Genomic DNA, 24,326 nt, shown 5'->3' on the forward strand with positions numbered 1-24,326 from the left:
GGTGCCTCCCTCCCAGGCGAAAAGCAACTATAACGAAAACACGCTCCAGCACGACCCCTTTCGATAAAGTTTCCGCAGATCCCTGCGACGGCAGGCGGAATAAGTCTTGGAAAACGGATCTTCAGGTAACCGGTGTTACGGGGGCACCTTCGGCGATCAGCCTGAGGGGCGATGGAGCCTTTGAGGGCTTCGACATATGACGATTTCAGAGCCTAAGTTCACATGATGGGCATGGTTGACGTGGAGAAATTCGTCGCCACGCGGCTCTCAGACCGGTGTTGGGCCATCGCGGTCGTGTTGCCGATACTTGGATAGCTATCCGGTTTCTGTGCCTGCCCATCAGGCCGCACGGCTTTCCAAGACGAGCGGCGGCGCCAACTCGTGTATGCGCGCATTGGGACAAACCCGCCTGGCGATATCACAAAGATGCTGGTGATGCGTCAGGTAGATCACCTGACCCACTTTCGCCATGTCGGCGAATAGCCGGAAGGCTTCCTCGGCACGGAAGTCGTCGAACGTCTCCATGATGTCGTCGGCGATGAAGGGAACAGGGGTGCGAGATTGGGCGAACTCGTGGTAGCCGGCCACTCTGAGCGCGAGATAGAGTTGGAAGCGCGTTCCCTTTGACATTTCCTGCGCCAGCTTGGAACTCCCATCAGCCCCGATGCCAATAAGCACTTCGGTGTCCTTGTCAGGCTGGGTCGCCAGACCGCGATAGGCGCCGCGGCTGATCACCTGAAAAGCCTCCGAGGCGCGAAGCATCATCGAACTGCGATGCTTGTCGCGGTACAGGCGCAAGGCTTGCTCGGCCGCGACGATGCCGGCCCTGAGGCGGAAGTAGCTGAACGCCTTATCCTCGATTTCCAGGAGGACCGTGCGCCGTTGCTCTTCAAGAGCAGCCACGGCACTCTCGCCGTCGACGGCATCCACCTCGTCGGACGCTTTGCTGTATGCCGTAAACAGCTCCCGTACGCGCCGATCCTGATCCTCAAACCGGGCCCTGAGTTCTACCTGCTCGACCTCCAGCGCAGGCCGATCCGCGGCATCAAGCATCTGTTCGACATCGGCCATGTCCTGGATTGACAGCGCGTCTCGGATTTCGCGTTCGATGGTATCGGACCGCCGGCGCAAGTCTCTCCTCTGCTCGATCATGCGCAGCTTCTTCTCTACCTCCTGCAGCGAAGATACTCCGAACAGCTGCGTCATTTCAGATTTGCGGCGCTCGCAAATCGCGATTTCAGCCTCCAGGTCCCGGTTTTTGAGAATCTGATCCTCGAGAGCAAGGTGCTTGGATTCCCTTTCTGCCTTTTTCGCCCGAGCCTCTTCCACTCTGGCGGACATCAGCGCCCAGAGTCTCAAGGCACTGTCTGCTGATCGGTCCAATCCGAGTTCCGCAGCCATGACGGACAGTTCGCGCAAGAAGGCCGCCTGATCTTCCTCCATCTTGACGATGCGATCTGCCAAGCCGGCTTGCCGTTGAGTGGCCGGGCCAAGCTCGGCAAGTCTGTCCAATACCTCCTTGACGGTTGCGAGGCTGGGGATAGTTCCTCCTGCGCCGAGCCAACAGCTCTTGCAAACCTCAGCCCATGACGCGTCCCATTGCGCCTCGTCGGCAGTTGCCGTTTCAAGGGCTGACTGGCGGGAAGCCTGCTCCCTTTCGCAGCGTTCAAGTTGCTCCCTCAAGTTCTTGTGTTCAACTTCAAGATCAACGGCGAACTGGGCCCTGGCCAAAAGCGCTTCGTAGGAGTCAGAGTGATCCTGGGAAACGGCTGCCGCCGATAATGCCGCCGAGAGCCGGTTGCGCGCCGCCGAGCCGTCCGCTTCCGCCTGGCGTAAGTCACCTTCGGCCTCCCGGAGCAAGTCGGCTGTCGCGAGGACCATTTCGCGGCGTCCCAGCCATGCCTCAAGCCCACCTAGCTTGATCTCGCCAGAAACGGTCAGAGCCATTTTCCGAGCGGACTCCAGAATTTCGGCCCTGATAGCTTCGCGTTTCGACTTCGCCGCGTTCAGCAACTCCGCTGAGCGATCCAATTCCGCTTCCGCGACGGCGAGCCTCTGATAAGTTTGATTCAGCTTCGCCAGGTCGCTCATCTGTCCCAGCCGTACGCTGGTGATCAGGTCGTCTTTCCGCAGCTCGATCTCAAACGCCGCAGCGGTCGATTCATCGAGCGCGTCACGATGCGTAGCCCATGCCGCTTCACGCGCTGATCGCGACGTCGCTGCCTCAAGATCGTCCACGACGCCGGTGATATTCTTCAGTGCATCCAATTCGGCTCGCAAACACCGCAGCTCACTCGTGAGGCGCCCGCTGTCATCGCTGTAGCGGTCGATCTCGGCTTCCGCTTTAGAGAGAGCTGATTTCCAGGCCTCCAGCTCAGAAGGTGCCGGCACCCGCATTTGCCGTACCTGGTCAACGCTTTCACCCCACGGTCGGAGTTCCGACATCTGCTGCGCCAGTGTTTCTTTAAGATCCACACGGGAGCGTTCGGCGACGCGGCGACGGGCGGCATGATCGTTCTCTCGAAGAGCCGAGAGCTCCCTCGCCAGCGCCGCAATGGCTTTGCCGTTTATGGAGGCAGCGGCTTCGCTCGACAGCTTGCTCCGCAACTCGATCAGACGGCGGTTCGCCTCTTCGGCTTCGCGCTTCGCGTTTTGAAGTGTCGCGTCGATACCGGAGCGGCGTTCAACGAGATCTCTGATGCTCCCAGAAATGCGACTTCCGAGCATCAGGCTGCTCGGCTCGTCTCCTTCAGGGCGTTCGAGAAGCCGCAGAATATTCGCAATTTCCCGGTCGACTTCCATCAATTGCAGGCGACGGTCCGGCAGATCCCTTTCAGCGGTGACATAACGGGCGTGCAGCTCGCCGATAGCGTCCATCCTTTGCCCCAAGGTGAGCGCGATGTCGTCAACGGCAATGGCATTGAGCCCTTTCTCAATCTCGGCGATGGACGCTTTCGCCGTCTCCCGCTTCACGGCAAGCTCGATGTCTTCCTGATGAATTACCGGAAGTTGGTTTCCCCACGAAGGCGGCGCTTCGGGAACATCTTGCAACTCAGCGAGACTGCCGCGGATGTCCCGCAATTCCGCCAGTCGTGGCAGTGCGGTCAGCAGGTTCTTAATCTCGTCAAGCCGAAGCTGCGTCCGGGTTCGGTCAGCCATCGCTTCGTCATAGTGTGCCAGTGACCGCTCCTTGGTTTCCACCATCTGGCGGTAATGGGTGGCGAGCGTGTCAATCTGCTCTTTTCGCTCCTTCAGATCGGAAAGCCGACTTTTCAAGTCGCCGATTTCACTGCTTCGGGCACGGAGTTTGAAAAGGCCGTCGGCCTGCGAACGCAATTCAACAAGTGTCTGGCTTAGTGCGGCCAAGCCTGTGCTTGCCGAAAACAGAAGCTGCCCGAGATCACCCTTGCTGGCCAGGATGCTCTTCCCGCCTTCCTCAAGGGTGTCATCGTCGAGGGAAAACATCGCGCAATAGACGTCCCACTCAACCCCACCAAGCTCGCCGAGTATCAAATGCTCGCCGATCGGCTGATCGCCCGGACCGAGCAGACTGCTTTGGGGCTTCTTGATCCGGACTAGCTCACGGGCAACACCACCGATGTCCAAGGCGGCCCCGATGCGCATCGTTGAGTAAGGATGGAGGAAATCATAGCGGCTGCGGGACTCGATGCCGAAGAGAAGGTCGAGGAATGCAGATAGGGCGGTCGATTTGCCCGCCTCGTTCGGACCGTAGATGATATGGAGATCTGGACGGCCCGGCTCCACAGGCCCGAAGTCGATGTGCTTGTCGGTGAATTTGCCGTAGCGGGTAAGGTCAAGCCGGTTGATGCGCATCATGCTACCTCATCCTGTTTCCGACGATGGAGCCGTGCGAGCACATCTTCGACTCCCTCCTGCGCGAGCAGGCGCAACGTCGCCCGAAACTCCTCCTGATCAGCACCGAAAGTACCTCTGCTTTCGGGTGGCAGATGACCACGAAGCTCCTCCCCAATATCGATGAGCGCCGCATGGTAAGCTTCCGAACCGATGATCTCGCTTCCGACAAGCTCTCGAAGTTCGACGAGTGGATCTCCGTTGGTCCCATCCGCAGAAACGAGGTCGGTGCACTGGATCTCCACTTTCTCGATCCAGGTCCGGCCAATGACAGATGCCCTGTGCTCGGCTTCGGTCTTGATGAGGTCGACATCGTTACGGAGCTGCCATGCGAGCGGCGTTCGTCCGGTGAAGGAAAGCCGGACCACAAGGTGATCGGAATTTGCAGCTTCCCGCGCGGCCCCCAGGTTGCCCGCTACCGTGGTCACCATGTGACGCCAATCTGCGATGCCGTCGAGGTCGATCACGACGCGCTCGAATTGGGCGATGCTGGTGAACCTTTCCTCAATGTGGACGGTTCGGTCATCAGCGATCGTAACAAGACTCACCGATTTCGGACCAGATTCGTTGATGTCGCGCCCCTGGGGCATGCCAGGCATCACGATCGTGCAGCGTCCGTTACTGATTGATCGCTTGTGAATGTGACCGAGCGCCCAATAGTCGAACTCTGTCGCCTCCAGATCCGAGACGTCGCAGGGTGCGTAGGGATCGTGCCCCCGGGTTCCTGCGAGGCTGGTGTGCAGAAGACCGATGTTAACAGCGCCCTCGATCCGTGGTTTGTACTTTCCCACCAGATTTTCGGGACACTGGGCCTGCGCAAAGCTAAGCCCGTGAATAACCACAGGGGTCGCTTGATCCAATTCGAGCGAGATAGCCTCCGGGCGCCCACCGTAGACTTTTACGGTTTCCGGGTACGTTAGTTCTCTGGTGATCTTCGACAACGCATCGTGGTTGCCTCGGATGATGAACACCCGCACTCCGGCTTGGTCCAGTCGGCGGATTTGCTCGGAAAGGAACCGCGCAGTTTTCATGGAGGTCTGATCGCCATCGTAGAGATCACCCGCGAGAAGAAGCGCGTTGACCTGCTCGGATAGGCAGAGATCGACGATATTGACAAAGGCACGCCGCGTCGCGTTGCCAATCAGCTCGCCTAGTTCCGGGTTGCGCAACGCCAGCGACCGAAGAGGCGAATCCAGATGAACGTCCGCCGTATGAACAAATCGAAAAGCCATGCCCTCACCTTTTGCCTTCGCGTGAGAAGGCTTTGATTCCCCGAACAGATACTGGGCTGCGCTTAGGTTTCTGGCTAGGCTGCCAATCCCTCACGATTTCAGGTTTCCACAGGCTAATGACAGAACCTGTCACCAGCCGCGGATCGTGTAGTTCCCGCGGTTCAAAGCTGTTTGGGAAAGCGCATTCTAGGGAAGCGAGGGAAAGTCAGAGCGCTGGTGCGTCTCGACCATTCTGCGAAGGGCCTCCGGCGCGATGACCTCTACCTTGTCTCCCCACATGTAGAGGTGCCAGCACATCTCCATATGACCGGACGCCCAGAAACGCACGATCAGTGAACCGTCAGACTGATCCTCCAGGATCTGAGCCGGATGGAACAGGAACGTTCGTGCGTGCGGCGCCGCGTCAGGCTTGAACTTCCAGATGACTTCGCCAAACTCACTGTCGTTCTGAAAAGCTCCGAACGCCTTCCGCGCGTGCGCATGAATGTCGAAGTCGGGATCACGTTCGAAAACCTCGCCGGTCAGTTCCGCCCGTTCGATCCTCTCAGCCACGAAGTGCCGGAGCGGACCCGCGCGATCGGTTGTTGGCCTGGCCACCAGATAGCGTCGGATTCCGATCAACACACCGTAAGGTTCGACCACCCGCTCGGTTGATGTCGCTGACCCGCGGGACTGGTAGGCGATCTTCAACCGCTGCGATCCCTTTAGCGCCGTTGCTATTGTCGGACCCACATGCGGCGCCAGTCTTGTCGTAGGCCCCGGGCGAGCAGCGAGACCCTGCGCCTCAAGCAATGCTTCGTGGTCAGTTTCCAGACGTGCGATCCGATTGCGCGGCACCAGCGCCAATATTTTTTCTCGGAGAGAACGGAGTTGCTCGGCCTCCAAACCTTGAGCATTCCGTTCCAATGTCTCGATCGAGAGATCCAGGGCCGCCAGTTCATCGGGAGTAAGCGTGAGCAGATCGCGCAAGGCTCCCGTCTGCAATCGCCAACGTTTACGTCCATCGTCTTCGAAGGTGGGTTCGGTATCGGGAAATTGACCTTCGAGCGTATGCAGCATCCGCTGCGCCGTGCGTTTGGATACGCCAAACCGCTCCCCGACATCGTCAACTGTCACGCCCATTCTTCGGGCTGCAACATACGTTGCAAGCTCAATCAGCTGCTGCGCCTTCTCAAATGACATCGATCTTCACCAATCCGGGTGACAGCTATTGTCACGATCAGTGCTTACGGTTCTATTATGCGTTGGGTGGGGGAGTGAAATGAAACTGGAAGGCAAGAATATCTTGCTGTCCGCATCGGACCTGATGCGGTTCATGGGCTGCGTTCATGCCACGGCGATGGACTTGCGCTACTTACAGGGCGAGCCGTTGCTGCCTGCGGAGGACACGGAGGATGCGAAGATCCTCCAGCATTACGGTGACGTTCACGAAGCGGATTATCTCTCGAAGCTCCGGAACAACGGTTTGCGGATCATTGAATTCAGCCGGGAAAAAGACCTAGCTGTTGCGGCTGAGGCGACCCGGGAAGCGCTATTCGAGGGCCCTGACGTCCTCTTCCAAGGAGCCTTTTTCTCTCCGCCGTGGGGCGGCTGGTCCGACTTCCTCATCAAGGTGGACAAGCCCTCGCTGCTCGGCCCGTTCTCGTATGAAGTGGTCGACACCAAGCTGAAGCGCAAGCCTGACCCGAAACATGTCCTGCAACTTGTTCTGTATTCGGACCTGCTTGCAGAGGCCCAAGGGGTCGAGCCGGAACATGCGCATATCCAGTTGGGTAATGGCGAGCGTTTTTCCTTCCGGCTCCTGGAGTATGCTGCCTTTGCTCGCCATGCACGCAAGCGGCTGGAAGACTTCGTGGCCGATCCCCACGACATGTCGCCCGATCCGGTCAAGATGTGCGGACTTTGCCGCTGGCGTGAAGACTGCACCACGCACTGGCAAGAAACGGACAGCCTGGCTTTGGTGGCCGGCATCTCAAGGACCCAGCGCAACAAGCTGACTGCGGCCGGTATCACGACAATGGCCGCGCTCGGTCAGTGCGATACTCGGGTGCCAACACTTGCCGAGGCAACGCTATCGAAACTGAGGACCCAGGCTCGGCTGCAAACGGCTCGACGAGCTGGGGGCCCGCCAACTTTCGAGTTGAAGCCCTACGATCCCGCTCGTGGCTTGGCGCTGCTTCCGCAACCGGACCAAGGGGATCTTTTCTACGATATCGAAGGCGACCCGTTCTACGAAGGCGGCTTGGAATATCTGCATGGGGTGTGGTTCGAAGAGCATGGTACCGGTACTTTCCAGGACTTCTGGGCTCATGATCACCCACAAGAGAAGGAAGCACTGCGGCGGCTGATGGCATTCTTCGAGGATCGGCTCCGCCGGTTCCCACGGGCGCACATCTATCACTACGCCGCGTACGAAATTTCTGCTCTGCGGCACCTGACCAGCACTCATGGTGTCGGCGAGGCACTGCTGGATCAAATGCTGAGGGAAAACAGGTTCGTCGATCTCTACAGCGTTGTCTCGGGTGGATTAATAGCGTCAGAATCGCGCTATTCGCTCAAGAACCTGGAAGTTTTCTACATGGAAGCACGCACCGGCGAGGTGAAAACCGCCGGTGGCAGCGTAGTCGCCTACGAAAAATGGCGCGAGACGGGCGACCAAGGCATTCTCGATGAAATCCGCGACTACAACCGGGTTGACTGCATCTCCACGCAGCTGCTCCGCGACTGGCTAATAGCCGAGGTGCGTCCCCCAAACATGGAATGGCGGGATCCCGGTGGGGCGGGCGAAGGCGCCGGCTGTAATCTTGAGAGAGTTGCTGCCGAGCAGGCGGCCGCGGACGAACTGCGGGAAAGGCTCCAGCCAGTTCGTGCGCAACTAGGGGATCGGCTGGCCGACTTGCTATTTGATCTGAGCTACTTCCACCCGCGAGAGAAGAAGCCGGCCTGGTGGTCGATCTTTGACAAGATAGGGAGGGAGGCGGATGAACTGGTGGATGATCTCGACTGCCTCGGTGGGCTGGAAGCTGTCTCGGTAACGGCTGTTGTCGGCAGCTATTGGCAGCGCACCTACGCGTTTCCGGTACAGGAGACGAAGATCGACGTGGGAGATTGCCATATCGAGGTGGACGGCCTGCCGTCTTCTGCGAAGCTGATCGAGATAGATCGAACTAGCAATCGCGCGGTCGTGCAGTTTTCAATGAACCGCTACGATGATGCACCCGAATCGACGTCCCTGGTTCCTGCAGGACCGCTGGATACCCGGACCATCGAAGGCGCCATTCAACGCGCGGTGGCCTCAATCATTCGGGATGATCGGCAGTTCCCGGCAATCCTGGATTTCTTACAGCGTTCCAAACCTCGCTTTCTGAGCCAGGGTAGACTGACGAACATCATCGATCCGTCTTCAGATGTCGTCCCGGAAGTCGTTATCACGGTCGGAGACCTCGATCGAAGCGCAGTGGCCGTCCAGGGACCACCCGGCACCGGAAAGACTTACGTCAGTTCCTGCGCTATCCTGGATTTGGTCAAGCGAGGGAAGCGGATTGCAGTCGCCTCGAACAGTCACAAGGCCATCGACAATCTGCTGTGTGCGGTGGTCGACAGAGCCAACGAAGCCGGCACAGCCGTCGCTATAGCAAAGAAGGGGGGAGATGGCTTCGACGACCCGTATGGCTCCATCTACGTCACGTCCAAAAATGAAGACAGTCAGTTGATCACGGCCTCAGTGGTAGGCGGGACGGCTTGGCTGCTCTCAAGGCCAGAATTCCAACAGACTTTCGACTATGTATTTGTCGATGAGGCTGGCCAGGTTTCGATGGCGAACATCGTTGCGATGGGCACCTGTGCCAAAAACATCGTGCTGGTTGGCGATCCTATGCAGTTGCCTCTGCCGATTCAGGGTGCGCATCCTGGAGAAAGCGGGCTGTCGTCCCTCGAGTATCTGCTTGCCGGGCATAACACTGTTCCGGCCGACATGGGCATTTTCTTGCCAATATCACGCCGGATGCACCCTGACGTGTGCCGGTTCATCTCCGACATCGTTTATGAAAGCCGGCTCGCCTCAGATGAAGGCGCCGCCAGACAAGCGATCATCTCAGATGCCAATCGATCCCCAGGTGTTCATTTTGTGGAAGTTCCGCACACCGGTAACAGACAGGTCGCTGTCGAGGAAATCGATGCTATCCGCCGCGAAATGGACCGCCTCATCGGAGTGAGGTTCCGTGATCGTGATGGCAAGGAAAGAAGCCTGAGGCTTCAAGACATCCTGATCGTTGCGCCCTACAACGCACAAGTGAACGCCCTGAGAAGATCGCTTCCTCCTGGTTCACGGATCGGAACCGTCGACAAGTTCCAGGGGCAGGAAGCTCCTGTCTGCATGGTGTCCATGACCACCTCGTCGGCGGATGAAATCCCGCGTGGCGTCGATTTCCTCTTCAGCCTCAATCGGATCAACGTCGCGGTTTCGCGGGCGCAAGTGCTTGCGTTGGTTTTTGCGAGCCCACGGCTCCTTGAGGTCCAATGCAACAACGTTCACGAGATGCGGCTCGTAAGCACGCTTTGCGCCCTGCGGGAATACAGCAGGCGTCAGATGGATTCAGGATCCCCGATCACCTCGAAAGAGCGAGCGGCATGACAGGAAATGGCACCCCCCACTCCTATCCTCCAGGTGACCAGGGAAGGAGGATAGATCAATGTATACGCGCCATGCAGAAGCCCGCTGTCAGCAGCGGGGGATCAGGCCGGAAGTCGTTGATACGCTGCTGGCCTACGGGCGCCGGAAGCGCCGCCACGGGGCGGATGTGTATTTCATGGACGGCAAGGCCCGATCTCGCGCCATGGCCGAGCTCGGGCGGAGCTATGCTAAGGTGTCCGACCGCCTCAACACTTATCTTGTTATCAGCGATGATGGCCATATGATTACCGCGGGAAAGCGGTTGGGCCGGCTGAAATTCTGAATGAGAGTTTATAGATGAACCCGCAGCCCGCGTCCGAAATTCTCCCGCGCCTTTACGAACGTGACATCGACGTGCTGTTGCAGGAGGAACTTCTATTTAACTCTGGCGTCCAAAATCTATTCACACGTGCGCTGGATTTGCATGGTCTCGTGCGATTTGTTGATTGCCGCTTATCGGTGTTTGACGAATCTGGTGAAACCGATGTGCTCGCAGCAATTGAGATAAACGGGCAAAAAGGGGTTCTTCTAATCGAGAACAAAATAGATGCCTGTTTCCAACCTCGCCAGGCGGAACGTTATCGGGAAAGAACGCAGGCGTTGGAAAGCTCCCACGGTATGGCCCGTTGTGTGCTTGCGGCGCCTAAGTCCTACGCTGCAAGTCTAAATCCTTCCGTCTCCGCATTTGATGCCAGTGTCTCTTACGAGTAAATTGCCGCAGCAATCGAGCAGGAGGGTACCCCCCGGGGCACTGCACCGAGCATCTCTGATCAGGCGAGCCATCGAAAGAGCCCGATCCTCGTACATTCTTGTCGAAGCGCCTGCCGTGACATCACTGTGGGAGCGTATTTACGGTATTGCGAGCAGTGAATTTCCTGCCTTGGAAATGAAACCTCCGACCGGGAAGGGAAGCAATTCAAGCTGGGTCATCTTCAAAGGCGCTCTCCCGCCGAAAGTGACAATCGATTGGAAGATCAAGAAGGCCACAGTTGATCTGTCGTTCTGGCCCGGCGCTTCGGCTCGCGCTATTGAGGACGGTGATCTGACGCCAGACGCAAGGACCAAGCTGAGCAACGCGGTGATTCGGACGCTGGGCTCCACGAGAGTGCTGACCATGCCTGTTTCGCACGCTCCGTCGGATTTCAGCCGCATCACTGATGAGGGAATTAGAGAGGCTTTGACCGCCGCAACTTTGTTGCTCAATTTCCTGCTGCAACGGGAGGCAAAGGTCACGGCAACTGGTAGATAAAATGGTCTTGTTGCTTGCTCGGCGGCTCCCAGGGTGCGCCTGAGGGAGCCGACTGATACAGACTAAAAATTTGCGGGACGAATGAGAGGGTTAAGTGAGGGAAGAGGCATTCAAAGCGTGGCTTGAGACTGGTGGCGCAAAAACAGAGACTGGACGTAACACTCGCGCCTATGCCGTTCGTACGATCGAAAGCAATCTAGCAGCACTCGGCTTGCCCCATGCCGACCTCGACGACGCGTGGAAGGCCGATCGCTTTGAACAACTGCGCCAGAGGCTCAAGGATATGCGCGAGGACTTCGCCGCCGGCGGCACCGAATACAAAATTCTCATGCCTAAGTCGGACAAGCCCTATGACCGGCTATCGAGCTGGCGATCCTGGCTCGGCCAATACGGCCAGTTCTTGAGCGGTGAACCACGGGGAGAACGTGATGCCGATCGTATCCGCCAGTATGTGCTTGAACACTATATTGAAACTGCACGGGAACGCGATGCAGAAACGGTCGATCTGTTGGTCCGCGACGTCAATGAGGCGCTTGGCCTCAATCAAGCATGGCCGAACATCTGCCAAGCTATTACCGGCCCGAAGTTCTTAGAAATAGCAGACGTCGAGCCGCCCGAACGGATCGGCGCGAATCAAAGTTCGGCGACGGTATTCCGATTCCGCTTGAACGAAGCGGGTAGCAGGGACGTCGGCCCCGCTAGAGGATCGACTAAGCCTTTTGTCTTGTTCGATGCAGTCGGAGCTGCCTTCAAGCCGGTCTTGAATCACAATCGCCAAACGGGGCGCTCCGCCTATCGGATCAAGCCACCGGGTGCGAGCAACAAGGCGGACGAGGCCGTAGAAGTCACCACCATCGCCGAGGTTGCACGCGCCATGCTCGTCGACGGCCGGCCCGCGAGAGTCCAATCCGTCAGCGGCGGCACGGTCAACTATCTCGCATACGGAAAACAGAAACTTGTACGCTATGAGCTTGATCCGACAATCGCCAAGCAAATCGGAGTTCCACCGCAGGGTGAACTTGGGCAAGCGACTAATCTCAGTCGCGATATGTTCAAGCGACCTGAACCTCAAAATGAAATGGACCAATACGTGGCTCAACCAACGAATCTGATTCTTTGCGGGCCACCTGGTACCGGCAAAACCTTCGCTACCGCAGCGGAGGCCCTCCGACTTTGCGGTGAACCAGTGCCCGAAGACCGCGAAGAACTGATGGTGGCCTACCGTCGCTTGTCGGACGCCGGTCGCATTGAGTTCGTCACCTTTCACCAGTCGATTTCGTATGAGGATTTCGTCGAGGGGCTTCGGCCAACGCAAGCGAGCGAGGATGGCACCGCCGGTTTCGAGCTGAAGCCTGAGCAAGGAGTATTCCGCCGACTTGCGCGGCGTGCGGAGACGAGCACGGGACCGGGCGATGTGGAGTTCTCCATCGGTAGCCGCCAAGTATTCAAGATGTCGATTGGGGAGGCGGCCAACCCCGAGGATGCCCATCTGTTCGAGGAGGCGATCACGGGTGGATACACACTGCTCGGCTTTGAGGATATCGACTGGAGCGATGATCGCTTTGCTGATCGCAACTCCATCATCGAGGCGGTGCGCTCACAAGGCGTCCGGGAAGGTGGCGAACCCAACGCCATGAGCGGTCGAGTCCAGATGCCGTTCATCTTTCGCAACTGGGTCAAGCCCGGCGACATCATGGTTGTGTCCAAGGGTAACAGCCTGTTCCGTGCAATCGGCGAGGTGACCGGAAACTATCAGTTCGTTCCGCGCGAAGGTGGGAGTTACGCACATCGTCGCGCGGTTCGGTGGCTGTGGGTGGATCGCGTCGGTGTGCCCGTGAGCGAGATCTATGCGCGCAACTTCACGCAGAAATCGATCTATCTGCTAACCGACGCCGACCTGAACGTACCTGCGCTCGAACGCTATATCGCCAGCCAGCAGGACGCGGGCACCGACGCGCCCGAGCCGTTTGTGCTGATTATAGACGAAATCAATCGTGCCAATATCTCCAAGGTGTTCGGAGAGCTGATCACGTTGCTCGAGCCGGACAAGCGCATTGGCCAGCCCAATGCGTTGAAGGTTCGACTGCCTTACTCGGGTGATGTGTTCGGTGTGCCCGCAAATCTCCATATCATCGGGACGATGAACACCGCGGATCGCTCGATCGCGCTGCTTGACACCGCCCTCCGGCGCCGATTCGAGTTTCGCGAACTTATGCCGAACGCTTCGTTGCTCCACACGGTGGAAGGCATTGACCTTCGAATGCTACTCGCCTCGATAAACGAGCGCATCGAGTATCTATTTGATCGTGAGCATCAGATCGGCCACGCCTATTTCATCAACTGCAAGTCCCGCGCCGATGTCGATGAGGTGATGCGGCACAAGGTTATCCCGTTGCTCACCGAGTACTTCTATGAGGATTGGTCGAAGGTCGCCGCGGTCCTCGGTGACGGGCACAACGGCGAGGGCGACCGTGACGGTGGTTTCATTGATCGGCGTCGGCTAAAGCCACCCAAGGGAAACGCGAGCGATGAGGATGTCGCGCCTCGCTATCGGTGGAGCGTCCGCGATGCTTTTTCCTATGACGACTTCGCAGCCGTATGATCCGCCGCACAATCCTCGAATGGCAAACGATAAGCTACGGCGAGGCGGCCGATGAAATCCCAGTCCAGGCAGCCGATCGTATAGCTGCGATTGCGGCGGCATCGCCGCTCGCGGGCCGGGGCGGCGGCGGTGTCCTTGAGTATGGACGCAAGCAGCTTCGTGCGAGAGGGGTTGTCGGCGTAATTGCTGCCGAAGGCTGTGCGATAGAAATCTTGCCCAAGATCGACTTTCCAGGCGAGGATGGCCCCGAGATGACCGGCAGCATCCGCCGTCGTCTCGTCCACATGCTCGCCGTCGCACTGGACCTGAAGATCGATGCAGGGCAAGTCACGACGCTTGACTGGCAGCAAGAGACGCTGCTCGAAATCTTGATCCGGTTGTTTTCTGAGAAGCTGGTCGATGCTGTCCGGCAGGGTATGCCGCGGCGCTATGTCGAACACGCAGATGATCTGCCCGTGCTACGCGGAGGACTCGACGTGACGCGGCAATTCACGATACTCGCCGCCGAACCATCGCGGTTGGCTTGTCGCTATGACTCCTTGACCGCCGATACTGCCCTCAACCGGATCATGAAGGCTGCTGTTGCCCGGCTCGTTCGCATCGCACGGACCGCCGACAACCGGCGCCGATTGCGCGAGTTAGCATTCGCCTATGCCGATATATCGGATGTGCCTATCTCGGTCCTGCGCTGGGACGAAGTTGTGCTTGATCGGACCAACAGCCGCTGGCGCGAGTTGCTCAATCTCGCTCGCCTGCTGCTTGGTGAGCGATTCCAGACGACCTCTGCCGGTAGCAGCGACGGCTTCTCTCTGCTGTTCGAGATGAACACCCTGTTCGAGGAATATGTCGCCCGAATGTTGAAGTGCGCGCTGGTGGACACAGATCTCCGCGCGGTCAGCCAAGGTGGACGGCTCTACTGCCTCGAAACCGAAGACCGACGTGGCCTGTTCCAGACGCGGCCGGACATCCTGGTCAAGCGCGGCGACGAGGTCGTGCAAATCATCGACACGAAATGGAAGCGAATCGCCGCCAGCATTGATGATGCTAGGCAAGGCGTGTCGCAGGGTGACGTATATCAAATGATGGCTTATGGCCAGCTTTACAAATGCGATCGGCTGACACTCCTCTACCCTCATCACGCCGCTGTGAAAAACAGCGAAGGAGTGCACGCAGTGCACCAAGTCACCGGATGCAGCAACTGGCTGCAAACCGCTACAATCGACATTGGAAGAAGCGAAATGTTGAGCGAGCGGCTGAGGGCAATTACTGACTTCTAACGGGAACGCTGACGGCTCTCCGTCTGAGCTTGGCGTCCCTCATATTTCTGCACATTAGGTTAGGCCCAAAGCGCCCTCTGTAAACGTAGATATCTTCTCCCGTATCCGGGTGCTTGCCCCACAAACCGTCTCAAGTTAACACTCCCCACACTCCTCGATGGCTTTCCCAAACCAGACAAAGGTTTACCTCACCGTCTCCAAAAGCTTTTCCGCTTGCGTTATTATTCGCATTGGCTTTCTGTTCGAGGGTCCGAAACGGCAACGCGCTGCGATCCCCGCGACATCGTGCGGGTTCTTGGTTGGCTAGGCTCGCACCGTTTGGTTCGCTAGGCTTGGGCTGGCAACATCACCAACGGGATTGGCCGGCATGGGCGTAATGAATATCGAATACGGAAGCGAATTTCACCTGCTTCGGTATATGGGACGCCATCGAAACAGGCTGAACGAGGCGGTTGCCAAAGCAACCGGAGCCGAAGAGATCGAGTGGCTAGATGCTCCACCTGACACGGGCAAGCCGTGGAACGACGGCGAATGGAAGGGTCTCCGGTTCCTGGACGATCGCGAGGATTTGCAACGTGCCTGGCGTGCAGTCTGGCCGGCTCGTGGCAATCCGCCCAACTGGGATGCTCTCGGTAAGGTCCGCACTGCGGGAGCATGGGAATGGTTGCTGGTCGAAGCGAAAGCCAACGAGCAGGAACTGATTTGATAATGCACCGCATCGGACAGGGGCGGCCGCCATCTCATCGCATCGACCATCGACAGGGCGAAACAAGCGCTGCGCGTGCCGAACGAGAGGAATTGGCTCAACGGATATTACCAATTTGCCAATCGCCTCGCCGTGTTGAATTTCCTGCACGAGCAGCAGGTCGCGGCTCGCCTGCTGTTCATCTACTTCATTGGTGACAAGGGAGACGCACGCCGTTCCTGTCCTGCTTCGGAAGCGGAGTGGAAGGCGCCCCTGCTGCGCCAGAAACAGCATCTGGGGCTCCCGTCGGACCATCCGCTGCACGACCGGGTGCACAGCATCTTTCTGCAGGTCGACAACCGCTTGGCCGCCGCAGCCATCTTCGAGAATTAGCAAACGACCTGGGCTGGGGCGGTCGGATGGACGGTCGCCGTCTCAAGCGACGACCTCGCCGAATTTGGCTGAGGCAACCTCTGCGAGAGCTGAACGGTGCGAGGCCGGCCGACCACCGCATTGACGATGGCACACTTCAGGCCTGCCTTCGACTACTTCCCCCGAAAGCCCAGCGGCAGCTGCGGAGCGTCGGCCACTCTCCATTTGGCGCGATCGGCAATCTCTATCAGAACCTCGTATTTCGGTAGAAGCTCGATCGCCATCGGCTCCCTGGCGCCCCTGGTTCGTCAGGGGCAAGAACGATAGAACGATAGAATGATAAAGCGCCTTACGGTCTCACAGGCGCTGGGCGCACTCGCGCACGAACCTCATCGTAGAGCGCAATCTGCCCCGGCATGGAGATCGTGACCGCAAGCCCGAACGGAACCAGTTCGTCGATGTTCTCGCCCGTGCCCGGCTCGCGCTGAATTCTCAGCGGAAGGAGCATGTTTGCCGTCACGACAGCCGCACGGTCGCCACTCCAGCAGCGTGTGCAGACTGTTCCGCGATTGATTTGGTTTCCGTCGGGCTGGTTTCCGTGCGCGGCAACGCCCAAGCTATCGATATCAGCCGGGTCCAGAATCTTCATGCGAACCGCCCTATAGGCCTTGCGGCCAGGCAAGACAGGCGTGAGCCAAGCAAGCGTTGCCGCAATGTAGTGCGGCTGCGTCCTCCCGCCGATCGCGGCTGGTATCGGAACCGATATGTCCAGGCTTCGCTCGTCGCCCAGCGATCCAACTGCCCAGAAGGTGGCCCGGTCGGCAGCGCAAGCCACCGCGTCCTCCGGGTCGAGGGCTCCATAGCCGATAAAACGCCGAATATTATCCTTCTGACGCGGCGCTTGCCCTCTTCCGAAGGGCCCAAGAAGATCCCGAACAAGCGATGCGGTTGAGTCGGGCCAGCGCGCGGGATGTACCAACAGGGCCTTGATCAGAACTGCGCGCTGCGCGTTCGACAGCTGGAGAAACTCCTGGCCGTATTCCTGCTCAAGCGCATCATGAATCCTGTGAGCCGTCCTGGAAGCCAGAGCGGCGGCAGCGCTCGTCCCATTGGTGTATGCCTCGGCGCCCTCGACCCCCGCCAAAGCTGGAGGCGCGGCAACCTTCAGACCAGCTCCCCTGCTTGCTCGGGCTGGAGCCACCACGATCTCGCCGCCGCCACTACGCATCACACGAAGATGCTCGCGAGCGCCAGGCATGAGGATGTCCGGCTTTACGGCATCCGCAAAACCCGGACCGAGCGCGCTCGATGGATTCGAGGTGTCGAGTGCGGGGAATGGATTGATATTCGCTCGCGCATGCGGCCTGTCGGCTTGTGGCACCCAGTCAAGGTTCCGAGCACCAATCGTAATCCCATTCACCGTTTCCGCCGGGGACAGGAGCCGGCGGTCGGCCTGAATGTCGGCGAGCGCCCGAACGACGGCACGGGCTCGGGCGTCATCGAGCGCATTCTCGAAATCCAGGCTGGTAGCAAATGCACGCACGGGAAATTCGTCGGTGACATTGCCGGCGCTTACGAGGAAGAGAATCCCGAGCTGGAAGGCGAGTCGATCCAGAAGTCGGGCCCACGGCGACAGGTGTCCATGAAACGGCCGGCGAGCGTTGCCGAGCGATATGTTGATGATGATTACGTGCGGCGCTGAGGGGTCGGCTGGACCTCGCATGCGCAGCACTGCCTGATAGATCAGGTCGACAATAAGCCGGTCCGGAGGAAAGCGATCGGCAGCACCAAGCACCGGAATAAAATGTATCTGCCGCGGTAACGGGGCCTCCGGTCGGTTGCGGTCGCCATGCACGATAAGGGAGGCCATCGCCGAACCGTGAACACGTTGTGCCACCAATGTGTTTGGCTCAAGGCCAAAGAGATCCTCGACACTGATATGTTGTCGAAGAAGTGGGTGGCCTACCACCGGCACGCCGTCGAGCACCGCCAGGATTGGATCGTTGACGACGGCCGGCTGGGGAGCAACGGTGGCAAGCGGAACCGTATCGGCGACATCGATTCCGGAGACGACGCTTTGAGGCCGGATATACATGACCTGCTCGATCCCGGCCAAGCTGGCAGGAGATCTCTCTACAATCCGCCTGATGGAGGCGACCGGCAGTCGTGCCAGAATCGCGTGATAGGCGATATCGGCCAATCGTGCCCGGCTGAGGATTGTCCCTCCATACGCCCCGATCGCCCGCGTGACGGCAGCCTCATTCACCGCAGCGGCGTCAGCATTCGGCCTGAACACGATCTCTATTTCGAGCGGGATCTGCTCGTCGTCCTCCTTGCCGAAGATCTCCTCGTCCAGGATTGACGCATCCACCCGCTGCACCCGATCTTCCGGGCTCCACGGCCGCAGATCCCTGAGACAGGCAAAGACGTCGCGCCAGGCGGTGTGTCCCTCCGGAAGGTCCCTTCCGGAGACCCAGGTTCGCCAAAGGCTTTCGATTTGCCGCAAGGCCCGTACGTCGGGAACAAGCAAGTACGCGACGGGCGCCGCGTCTTCATCGCCTGGCAGTTCCTCTTCGTCGATCAACTCGAGACCCGGAACCCTGCTCACCGCCTTGGCGAAAGCAGCAATACTCCCCCTCACTTCAAAGACGAGAAGCCGCTCGGGAGCCAAAGCCGCGGGATCGGCCCGTAACTCAAGAGCAGCCGGGTCTCGCGCCAGCACTTCAGCCAGGCGCGCGAACCTTTGGCCGAAGCGCTGCTCCTGATCTGCTCGTGGATAGGCCTCAGGCCGCGGAATGACCGCGCGTCTTCCCGGCAGCCTTGGCTGGGGTTGACCGGGATTTAGCCTGAGAAGGGGTTTGGTCGGATCGCTCGGCATTTGTCACCTCTGGTCGCACTCGAGATGCCCAGAGATCTAATTCCGCCCGCAACGCGTCATCGATCGGAAGCTCCCCCAAGCCCAATATTTGTCGTCGTCGAACATTCTGGCAAAAATCGATTGCCTCTGCGTAGCTCACCAGACCGAGCTTGCTTCCGACGGAGCGTACCGGGAGACGCGGTTGGTCGGGCCACTGCGACATCACGCGATCGAGGAAAATCTCGATGTGCTTCTTGTCAGGAGCAGGAAAGCCAAGGCGAAGCTGGAACCGGCGCCAGACGGCGCGATCGAGGAGTTCGGCGTGGTTTGTTGCTGCGATGACGATCACGTAGGTTGGAAGCTGGTCCAGCTGCATCAAAAGGAACGATACGACCCGCTTGATTTCCCCCGTCTCGTGCGTGTCGCCGCGCTCCTTTCCGATGGCGTCGAACTCATCGAAGAAAAGCACGCTTGGCCGGGTGCGAATATAGTCGAAAAGCTTCCTGAGACGCGCATTCGTCTCACCGAGATAACTTCCGATGAGCGCATCGTATCGCACCATGAAGAAGGGCAAACCCAGCGCCTCTGCAACCGCCTCGGCAAATGACGTCTTTCCGTTTCCCGGTGGCCCTGAGAGGAGAACGCGATGGCGAGGTTCATAGCCATGGGCCCGCAGCACATCGGCACGGACGTGCTCCTCGATCAACTGCCGGCCGCCCTCCTGAACAGGCAACGGTAGAAGCAGTTGCGACATCTGCGTCCGAGGTTCGAGCTCAAGAATCGCATCCTTCCCGGCACCGGCCAAGGTGGCAGCACTGGTCAAGGCGGGAGGCGTAACCGGAACGGACGATAGAGCCCTTTCCAATCTATCTGCCACAATGTGGTGGTTTTGGGCGCGCTCTTCGGCCACGATGGCCTCGGCGGTCGACCTCAGCATCTCTCGGTCGCCGGTAGCACCGGCGCGCACCAAGGAAACGAGGAGGTCACTACGAGCCATAATTCTCTACGGTCTTTCGCCATTTCTCGGAACAGAGGTCCATCGCCGAATCGTACATGAAAAGTTCTTAACTGTCTTGCAATGGGACGCACCAATGCGGGTACTGCTGACCGAAATCAACCGCTTTGCGGCCTTTCGCGAGTTCATAGTATCCCCCATGCACGAAACCTTCCCCTGCCCGTCATCTCGCGCAGCCCAAGCTCACCGACCAGATTCAGCGCCCCCTGTTTTGTCACTTTTAGTCCCTTCTGAACCATGCCAGTCGAGACAAGTGGCCGCGACAGCACCAGCTCGATCAGGTCGGAAAGTTTTGAACTGACGCGCCGCTCCCGCAGCCGCCGTTCCATCTGGCTTTTCGCCATCACCAGCCGGTCATGCTCTTTCAACCCGGCGAGCGCTGCCTCGTGGATGGCATCGACAAAAGCCAACAACCGATCCGAGCGATTGCGCGCCCGCCGCCGCTCTCGTGGAATGTTCTTGGCGCCGAGCTGCAGGCTGACGAGATGGTTGGCGGCAAGACCCTCCTGCCGCAGCAGCGCGGCGACGAACAGCGGCCCGAGCCACGTGGCATGCTGCAGCACCTCGATGTCCGACCAGGCTTCGAGTAGGACCGCGGCGCGCAGGATGACCGGCAGATCGCGGGTCCTGGCCATCACATCCCGCCATTCGGCCAGCCGCTCTTCTTCATTCCAGTCGAGATCGTAGATCAGGTCCGGCCTCTCCTCAGAGCGCTGTGTTCTCGCCGGCACCTCGGCGCCGCTGAGAACCGTTGAGGAGCGCGCCAGGACGGCATCTATCTCGGCAAATTCTTCAGCCAGAAGATCGTCCTCATCATCCCGACCATCGGCTTCAACAGAGCTGGCTCCGGCCCACTCCCCTTCCCGTTCCCGGTTTTTTTGTTCCGCCGCCATGGCGCCGCCCCGACCAGTCAGGGCCAAAAAACCTCCTCGGCTGAGTGCCCAGTCCGGCTTCTGCGCAAAAATTCGCCGGCGGGTTCGCAGCACGGCGTGCGCGCGGGTGAGCTCGTGGGTCGGGGTGCGGATGTCCATGTGGGCGTCGTGCAGGACGAGGTCCTCGAGATGGACGAGCTCGCCCTCGAGCCAGAGCGCTGCGGCCGAATCGGCGAAGTGCTGGCGCTCGACAAAACCCTCGCGCACCGGCGAGCGAGCCAGCCGCTCGTCAAGCCGCGCCAAAGCCTCGGTCGCCTTCGCGATAGGCGCGATGAGAGCGCCGAGGGACAATTCGCTGATGTCGTAAGCCATTGTTTTCATGATGACTGATTCGCCGTAGTCAAGCTATCTGGCATTTAGGTTGACTTGCCGGGGATTTTCTCTGGCGGCCTTCTAACTATCGATAATGACCGCTTATCGATAGTGATTGATCTTAGCCCGCAAATCAGCGAAAATCCTCACCCTGGATCGCTGGACAGGCCTGGAAACGTAGGGTTTCGGCGCTTGTCGTCTGGCTGGTTCAGTGGATTGGTTCGTCCCGCTTGCGTGGACGACCTCGCGCGCAAGGGACGCCACTATGACCGCAGAGCCGATCCGCCTGCCCGATACCGCTTCCGTTCAAGCCGTCCTGAAAAGCCTCGAGCCGGTATCGGCCGACGCCGAGCTCGCCCCTGCTCTTGCCAACGCCTTTCCCGGTTTTGATTTCACCGAACTGTATCTGTTTTAAGCGAGCACCATGGACCTCCGGCTGCCAAAACCCGCATCCGACCAAAAGCTGCGCCGTGCGGAGGCGCTCGACGCGCTGGATTCGGTGCTGCCCTTCGATCGGCGTGATTTCCTGGCCGAATTGCTCACCGACGACGACGTCGCCACGTTGCGTCATCTCGCAAAAGAAGGCATCGGCGATAATTCGCTTCGGGCGCTCGCTTCCGACCTTGGCTACCTCGAGGCTTGGTGCCAGGCGTCCACCGGCGAGCCTCTGCCCTGGCCGGCGCCGGAAGCGCTGTTGCTAAAATTCGTCGCGCATCATCTATGGGATCGAGCCAGGCGCGAAACCGATCCAGCGCACGGCATGCCTGGCGACGTGACGGTCGCCCTTAAGGAGGCAGGGCTTCTGCGAGTCGACGGTCCCCACGCGCCCAGCACGGTTCGCAGGCGGCTGTCGAGCTGGTCGACGTTAACTAAATGGCGTGGCCTGAAAGGAAACTTCAACGCTCTGGGGCTGCAGAGCGCCGTAAAGCTTGCCGTGCGCGCCAGCGCCCGACCGCGCGGCCGCAAGAGCAAGAAAGCCGTGACCGCCGACATTTTGACCGTGCTCCTAAAAGCCTGTGCCGGCGACCGTCTCGTCGACGTCAGGGATCGCGCGATCCTCATCACCGCCTTCGCCTCCGGCGGCCGGCGTCGCAGCGAAATTTCGGCGCTGCGCGTCGAGCAGATCGTCGAAGAAGAGCCGGTACCCACCGATCCCAAGGCTCCCCACGGCGAAAAACTGCCGTGCCTGTCGATCCGGCTCGGCCGGACCAAGACGACACAAGCCGACAGCGACGACTTCGTGTTGCTGATCGGCCGTCCGGTGCGGGTCCTGCGGGAGTGGCTGGAGCGTGCGAACGTCAGCGAAGGCGCCGTGTTCCGCCGCATCGACCGTTGGGGCAATCTCGAAAAACGCGCCCTGACGCCGCAGGCGGTGAACCTGATCCTGAAGCGCCGCATAGCTGAGGCAGGCCTCGACCCGCAAGCCTTTTCCGCGCATGGCCTGCGCTCGGGCTACCTCACCGAAACCGCCCGCCGCGGCATTCCGCTGCCGGAAGCCATGCAGCAGTCGCAGCATCACTCGGTCCAGCAGGCTTCGAACTATTACAATGACGCGGAGCGGACGCTCGGCCGGGCGGCGCGGGTGATCATATAGATCCGGATGATGGTGCAGGTCGCTCGCGGCGGGCGCATGCCGTTTCGCGCGGAACGCACGGTGCAACAAGCTAGCTCCCGCCCTTACGCTGCACGGAGATGTCGAGACCGAAGGCAGTGCCCGGCACAAAGTCCACAATGATCCCAAGGCAACTGACCGCCGAAAATCGAACCCCGGATCCCCACCCGGCAGATCGGTAATAGGCGCGTCGAGGCGCGGGATCGAATTGAGCAGGACCGCCTTGGAAAAGGTCGGCACAAGCGGAGTTCCGCCAGTGCCGTTCGCGCCGCGATGCCGGTCCTTCAGCTTCATACCGACACCCTTGAGACCGTCCCCGTGCTCACCCCGCCATCCTCGCCGTGGCGCCGTTCGCCTTCAGCGCCGCCATCAGCATCGGTCCGACCGAGAACGCCCCTGCCCTGGCCTTGTCAGTCAGCACACGCAGGTATCCGCCGGCGGAATTGATGTGCTGAGCGCGTTGCAAGATGCAGGCAATCACGATCGCGGCGGTTTCCTGGCCCATCGCATGGCAGGCCTCCTCATACGCCGACGGCGAGACGCCAAGGTAGCCCCGCACCTGGGCGGCGGTAATCATGAAATCGCGCCAATTGCCGATCCCGGCGACGGCATAATCCGCAATTTCGGGGCAGGCCTTCAGCACAAGCCCCAGCGGATAGGTTTTCGGGGGCTCTGCGGTCCTCGTCCCGGGCTCGGCCGTCGCCCCGCCTTTCTCTAAAGCAGGTTCAAATTCAAAAATAGAGTCGGTATTTGAATTAGATTGCTGCCGCTCGTTTTGAGAGTCATTGCCGCTTGGATTCATGGATTTCATATGCGTTTCCAGCAGCTTATCCACTTCGTCGTGTAAGGCGGCCAGATCGGCTACGATCCGTTCGAGCTCGGCAATGCAGGCTCGGCGCGGAATCGCCTCCACAATGCCGCGGAACCGCTTCCACAGGCTTCCCCAGTCGCCCGGAACATCTCCCTCGACAGCCGCCTCGATCAGCTTGTGGATGTCACGGCGGTGCAAGGTGATCCGCTCGCGCATAAGCCTGAGCGCCCTGTTGTCGGCGCGAACACGCTCGGCCGCGGCCTCGAACTCGTAAGCACGGGCCAACAGCGGCGCCAGGGAGAAGCCAAAGGCTTCCTCGATCTCCCCTCCCCTGCCCTTGCGGGCGTAGCGCTTGCCGTTCGGGCTATCCCGACGGATGATCAGCCCGCAGTCTACAAGAGCCGCCAGGTGCCGCCTGACAGTGGCATCGGGCATTCCGTGCGCCCTGAGCGACAGCTGTGCATTTGATGGAAAGACGATGAGGTCGTTTTCCTCACTCAATTCACTGTCAGGATAGAAAGATAGCAACGCATTCAGGACGGCCAGAGCACGATCGCCGATGCCGACGATGCTCTTGCCTTCGCAGAGGTTGCGGTAGATCTGCCACTTGTCGACAACCCTGCCCTTGGGGATCTCACGTGACTCGTTTTGCGCTGCCAGCATGGCAAGCGACATTGGCCGCCGCCCAAAGGGCGTCGTTGCAATACCCGTTTCCATTTTCTTTCACCCTCGATTAGGCAAAAGAAATCTGCTCGCCAAAACGGCGCCACGACTCTTGACAGTGATTCGGGGAAATGCGATTCTCAGCTTGCGACAGACGAGAAG

General features: G+C 59.5%; 17 protein-coding genes. 10 read left to right on the plus strand and 7 right to left on the minus strand.

Features of this window, described 5'->3' with window-relative positions; all coding sequences use genetic code 11:
• Positions 1 to 339: 339 nt before the first annotated feature.
• The 3 genes from EN808_RS30590 to EN808_RS30600 all read right to left on the minus strand — a co-directional run bounded on the left by EN808_RS30590 (position 340) and on the right by EN808_RS30600 (position 6,287).
• Positions 340 to 3,837 (minus strand): AAA family ATPase, encoded by a 3,498-nt coding sequence (locus tag EN808_RS30590; protein WP_245525155.1) that lies wholly within the window; start codon positions 3,835 to 3,837, stop codon positions 340 to 342.
• Complete coding sequence (locus EN808_RS30595) at positions 3,834 to 5,105, minus strand: DNA repair exonuclease (RefSeq protein ID WP_128298499.1); 1,272 nt, start codon at positions 5,103 to 5,105, stop codon at positions 3,834 to 3,836. Before EN808_RS30595 ends, EN808_RS30590 begins: the two co-directional genes overlap by 4 nt.
• 186 nt (positions 5,106 to 5,291) lie before the next feature.
• Positions 5,292 to 6,287: a WYL domain-containing protein gene (locus EN808_RS30600; RefSeq protein ID WP_135917775.1), complete on the minus strand. Its 996-nt coding sequence runs from the start codon at positions 6,285 to 6,287 to the stop codon at positions 5,292 to 5,294.
• A 79-nt stretch (positions 6,288 to 6,366) separates the two neighbouring features.
• Here EN808_RS30600 and EN808_RS30605 point away from each other — a divergent pair, with 79 nt between their 5' ends.
• From EN808_RS30605 to EN808_RS30645, 8 genes are all read left to right on the plus strand, one after another.
• Entirely contained in the window at positions 6,367 to 9,738 is a 3,372-nt protein-coding gene (locus EN808_RS30605; RefSeq protein ID WP_135917776.1) for a TM0106 family RecB-like putative nuclease, read from the plus strand.
• A gap of 58 nt (positions 9,739 to 9,796) precedes the next feature.
• Complete coding sequence (locus tag EN808_RS30610) at positions 9,797 to 10,060, plus strand: DUF4258 domain-containing protein (RefSeq protein WP_135917777.1); 264 nt, start codon at positions 9,797 to 9,799, stop codon at positions 10,058 to 10,060.
• Between the two features lie 14 nt (positions 10,061 to 10,074).
• Positions 10,075 to 10,488, plus strand: coding sequence for a PD-(D/E)XK nuclease family protein (locus EN808_RS30615; RefSeq protein WP_135917778.1), 414 nt, complete (start codon positions 10,075 to 10,077; stop codon positions 10,486 to 10,488).
• A gap of 115 nt (positions 10,489 to 10,603) precedes the next feature.
• Positions 10,604 to 11,026: a hypothetical protein gene (locus EN808_RS30620; RefSeq protein WP_135917779.1), complete on the plus strand. Its 423-nt coding sequence runs from the start codon at positions 10,604 to 10,606 to the stop codon at positions 11,024 to 11,026.
• A 94-nt stretch (positions 11,027 to 11,120) separates the two neighbouring features.
• Positions 11,121 to 13,628, plus strand: a complete 2,508-nt coding sequence (locus tag EN808_RS30625) for an AAA family ATPase (RefSeq protein ID WP_135917780.1) — start codon at positions 11,121 to 11,123, stop codon at positions 13,626 to 13,628.
• Positions 13,625 to 14,905 (plus strand): restriction endonuclease, encoded by a 1,281-nt coding sequence (locus EN808_RS30630; RefSeq protein ID WP_135917781.1) that lies wholly within the window; start codon positions 13,625 to 13,627, stop codon positions 14,903 to 14,905. The genes EN808_RS30625 and EN808_RS30630 overlap by 4 nt, the downstream gene beginning before the upstream one ends.
• Before the next feature lie 367 nt (positions 14,906 to 15,272).
• Positions 15,273 to 15,611 (plus strand): hypothetical protein, encoded by a 339-nt coding sequence (locus EN808_RS30640; protein ID WP_135917783.1) that lies wholly within the window; start codon positions 15,273 to 15,275, stop codon positions 15,609 to 15,611.
• A 75-nt stretch (positions 15,612 to 15,686) separates the two neighbouring features.
• The gene (locus tag EN808_RS30645; protein WP_135917784.1) at positions 15,687 to 15,983 is read left to right on the plus strand and encodes a hypothetical protein; all 297 of its coding nucleotides are present in this window, start codon (positions 15,687 to 15,689) and stop codon (positions 15,981 to 15,983) included.
• Positions 15,984 to 16,311: 328 nt separating this feature from the next.
• Here the strand turns inward: EN808_RS30645 and EN808_RS30650 are convergent, their stop codons facing one another.
• The 3 genes from EN808_RS30650 to EN808_RS30660 form a co-directional block, all read right to left on the minus strand.
• On the minus strand, positions 16,312 to 18,840 hold the full coding sequence (locus tag EN808_RS30650; protein ID WP_245525156.1) for a S8 family serine peptidase: 2,529 nt from the start codon (positions 18,838 to 18,840) through the stop codon (positions 16,312 to 16,314).
• On the minus strand, positions 18,746 to 19,729 hold the full coding sequence (locus EN808_RS30655; protein ID WP_245525157.1) for an ATP-binding protein: 984 nt from the start codon (positions 19,727 to 19,729) through the stop codon (positions 18,746 to 18,748). Before EN808_RS30655 ends, EN808_RS30650 begins: the two co-directional genes overlap by 95 nt.
• Positions 19,730 to 19,959: 230 nt before the next feature.
• A complete protein-coding gene (locus EN808_RS30660) occupies positions 19,960 to 21,078 on the minus strand; it encodes an RHE_PE00001 family protein (protein ID WP_348630947.1) in 1,119 nt (372 codons plus the stop codon).
• Between the two features lie 265 nt (positions 21,079 to 21,343).
• Here EN808_RS30660 and EN808_RS36530 point away from each other — a divergent pair, with 265 nt between their 5' ends.
• Positions 21,344 to 21,493, plus strand: a complete 150-nt coding sequence (locus tag EN808_RS36530) for a hypothetical protein (protein WP_189524200.1) — start codon at positions 21,344 to 21,346, stop codon at positions 21,491 to 21,493.
• A 9-nt stretch (positions 21,494 to 21,502) separates the two neighbouring features.
• Positions 21,503 to 22,672, plus strand: a complete 1,170-nt coding sequence (locus EN808_RS30665; protein WP_135917787.1) for a tyrosine-type recombinase/integrase — start codon at positions 21,503 to 21,505, stop codon at positions 22,670 to 22,672.
• 340 nt (positions 22,673 to 23,012) lie between these two features.
• Here the strand turns inward: EN808_RS30665 and repC are convergent, their stop codons facing one another.
• Positions 23,013 to 24,218 (minus strand): plasmid replication protein RepC, encoded by a 1,206-nt coding sequence (gene repC / locus EN808_RS30670; RefSeq protein ID WP_135917788.1) that lies wholly within the window; start codon positions 24,216 to 24,218, stop codon positions 23,013 to 23,015.
• Positions 24,219 to 24,326: the final 108 nt, after the last annotated feature.

This window comes from Mesorhizobium sp. M8A.F.Ca.ET.165.01.1.1 (genome assembly GCF_004792065.1).
Classification (GTDB): Bacteria; Pseudomonadota; Alphaproteobacteria; order Rhizobiales; family Rhizobiaceae; genus Mesorhizobium.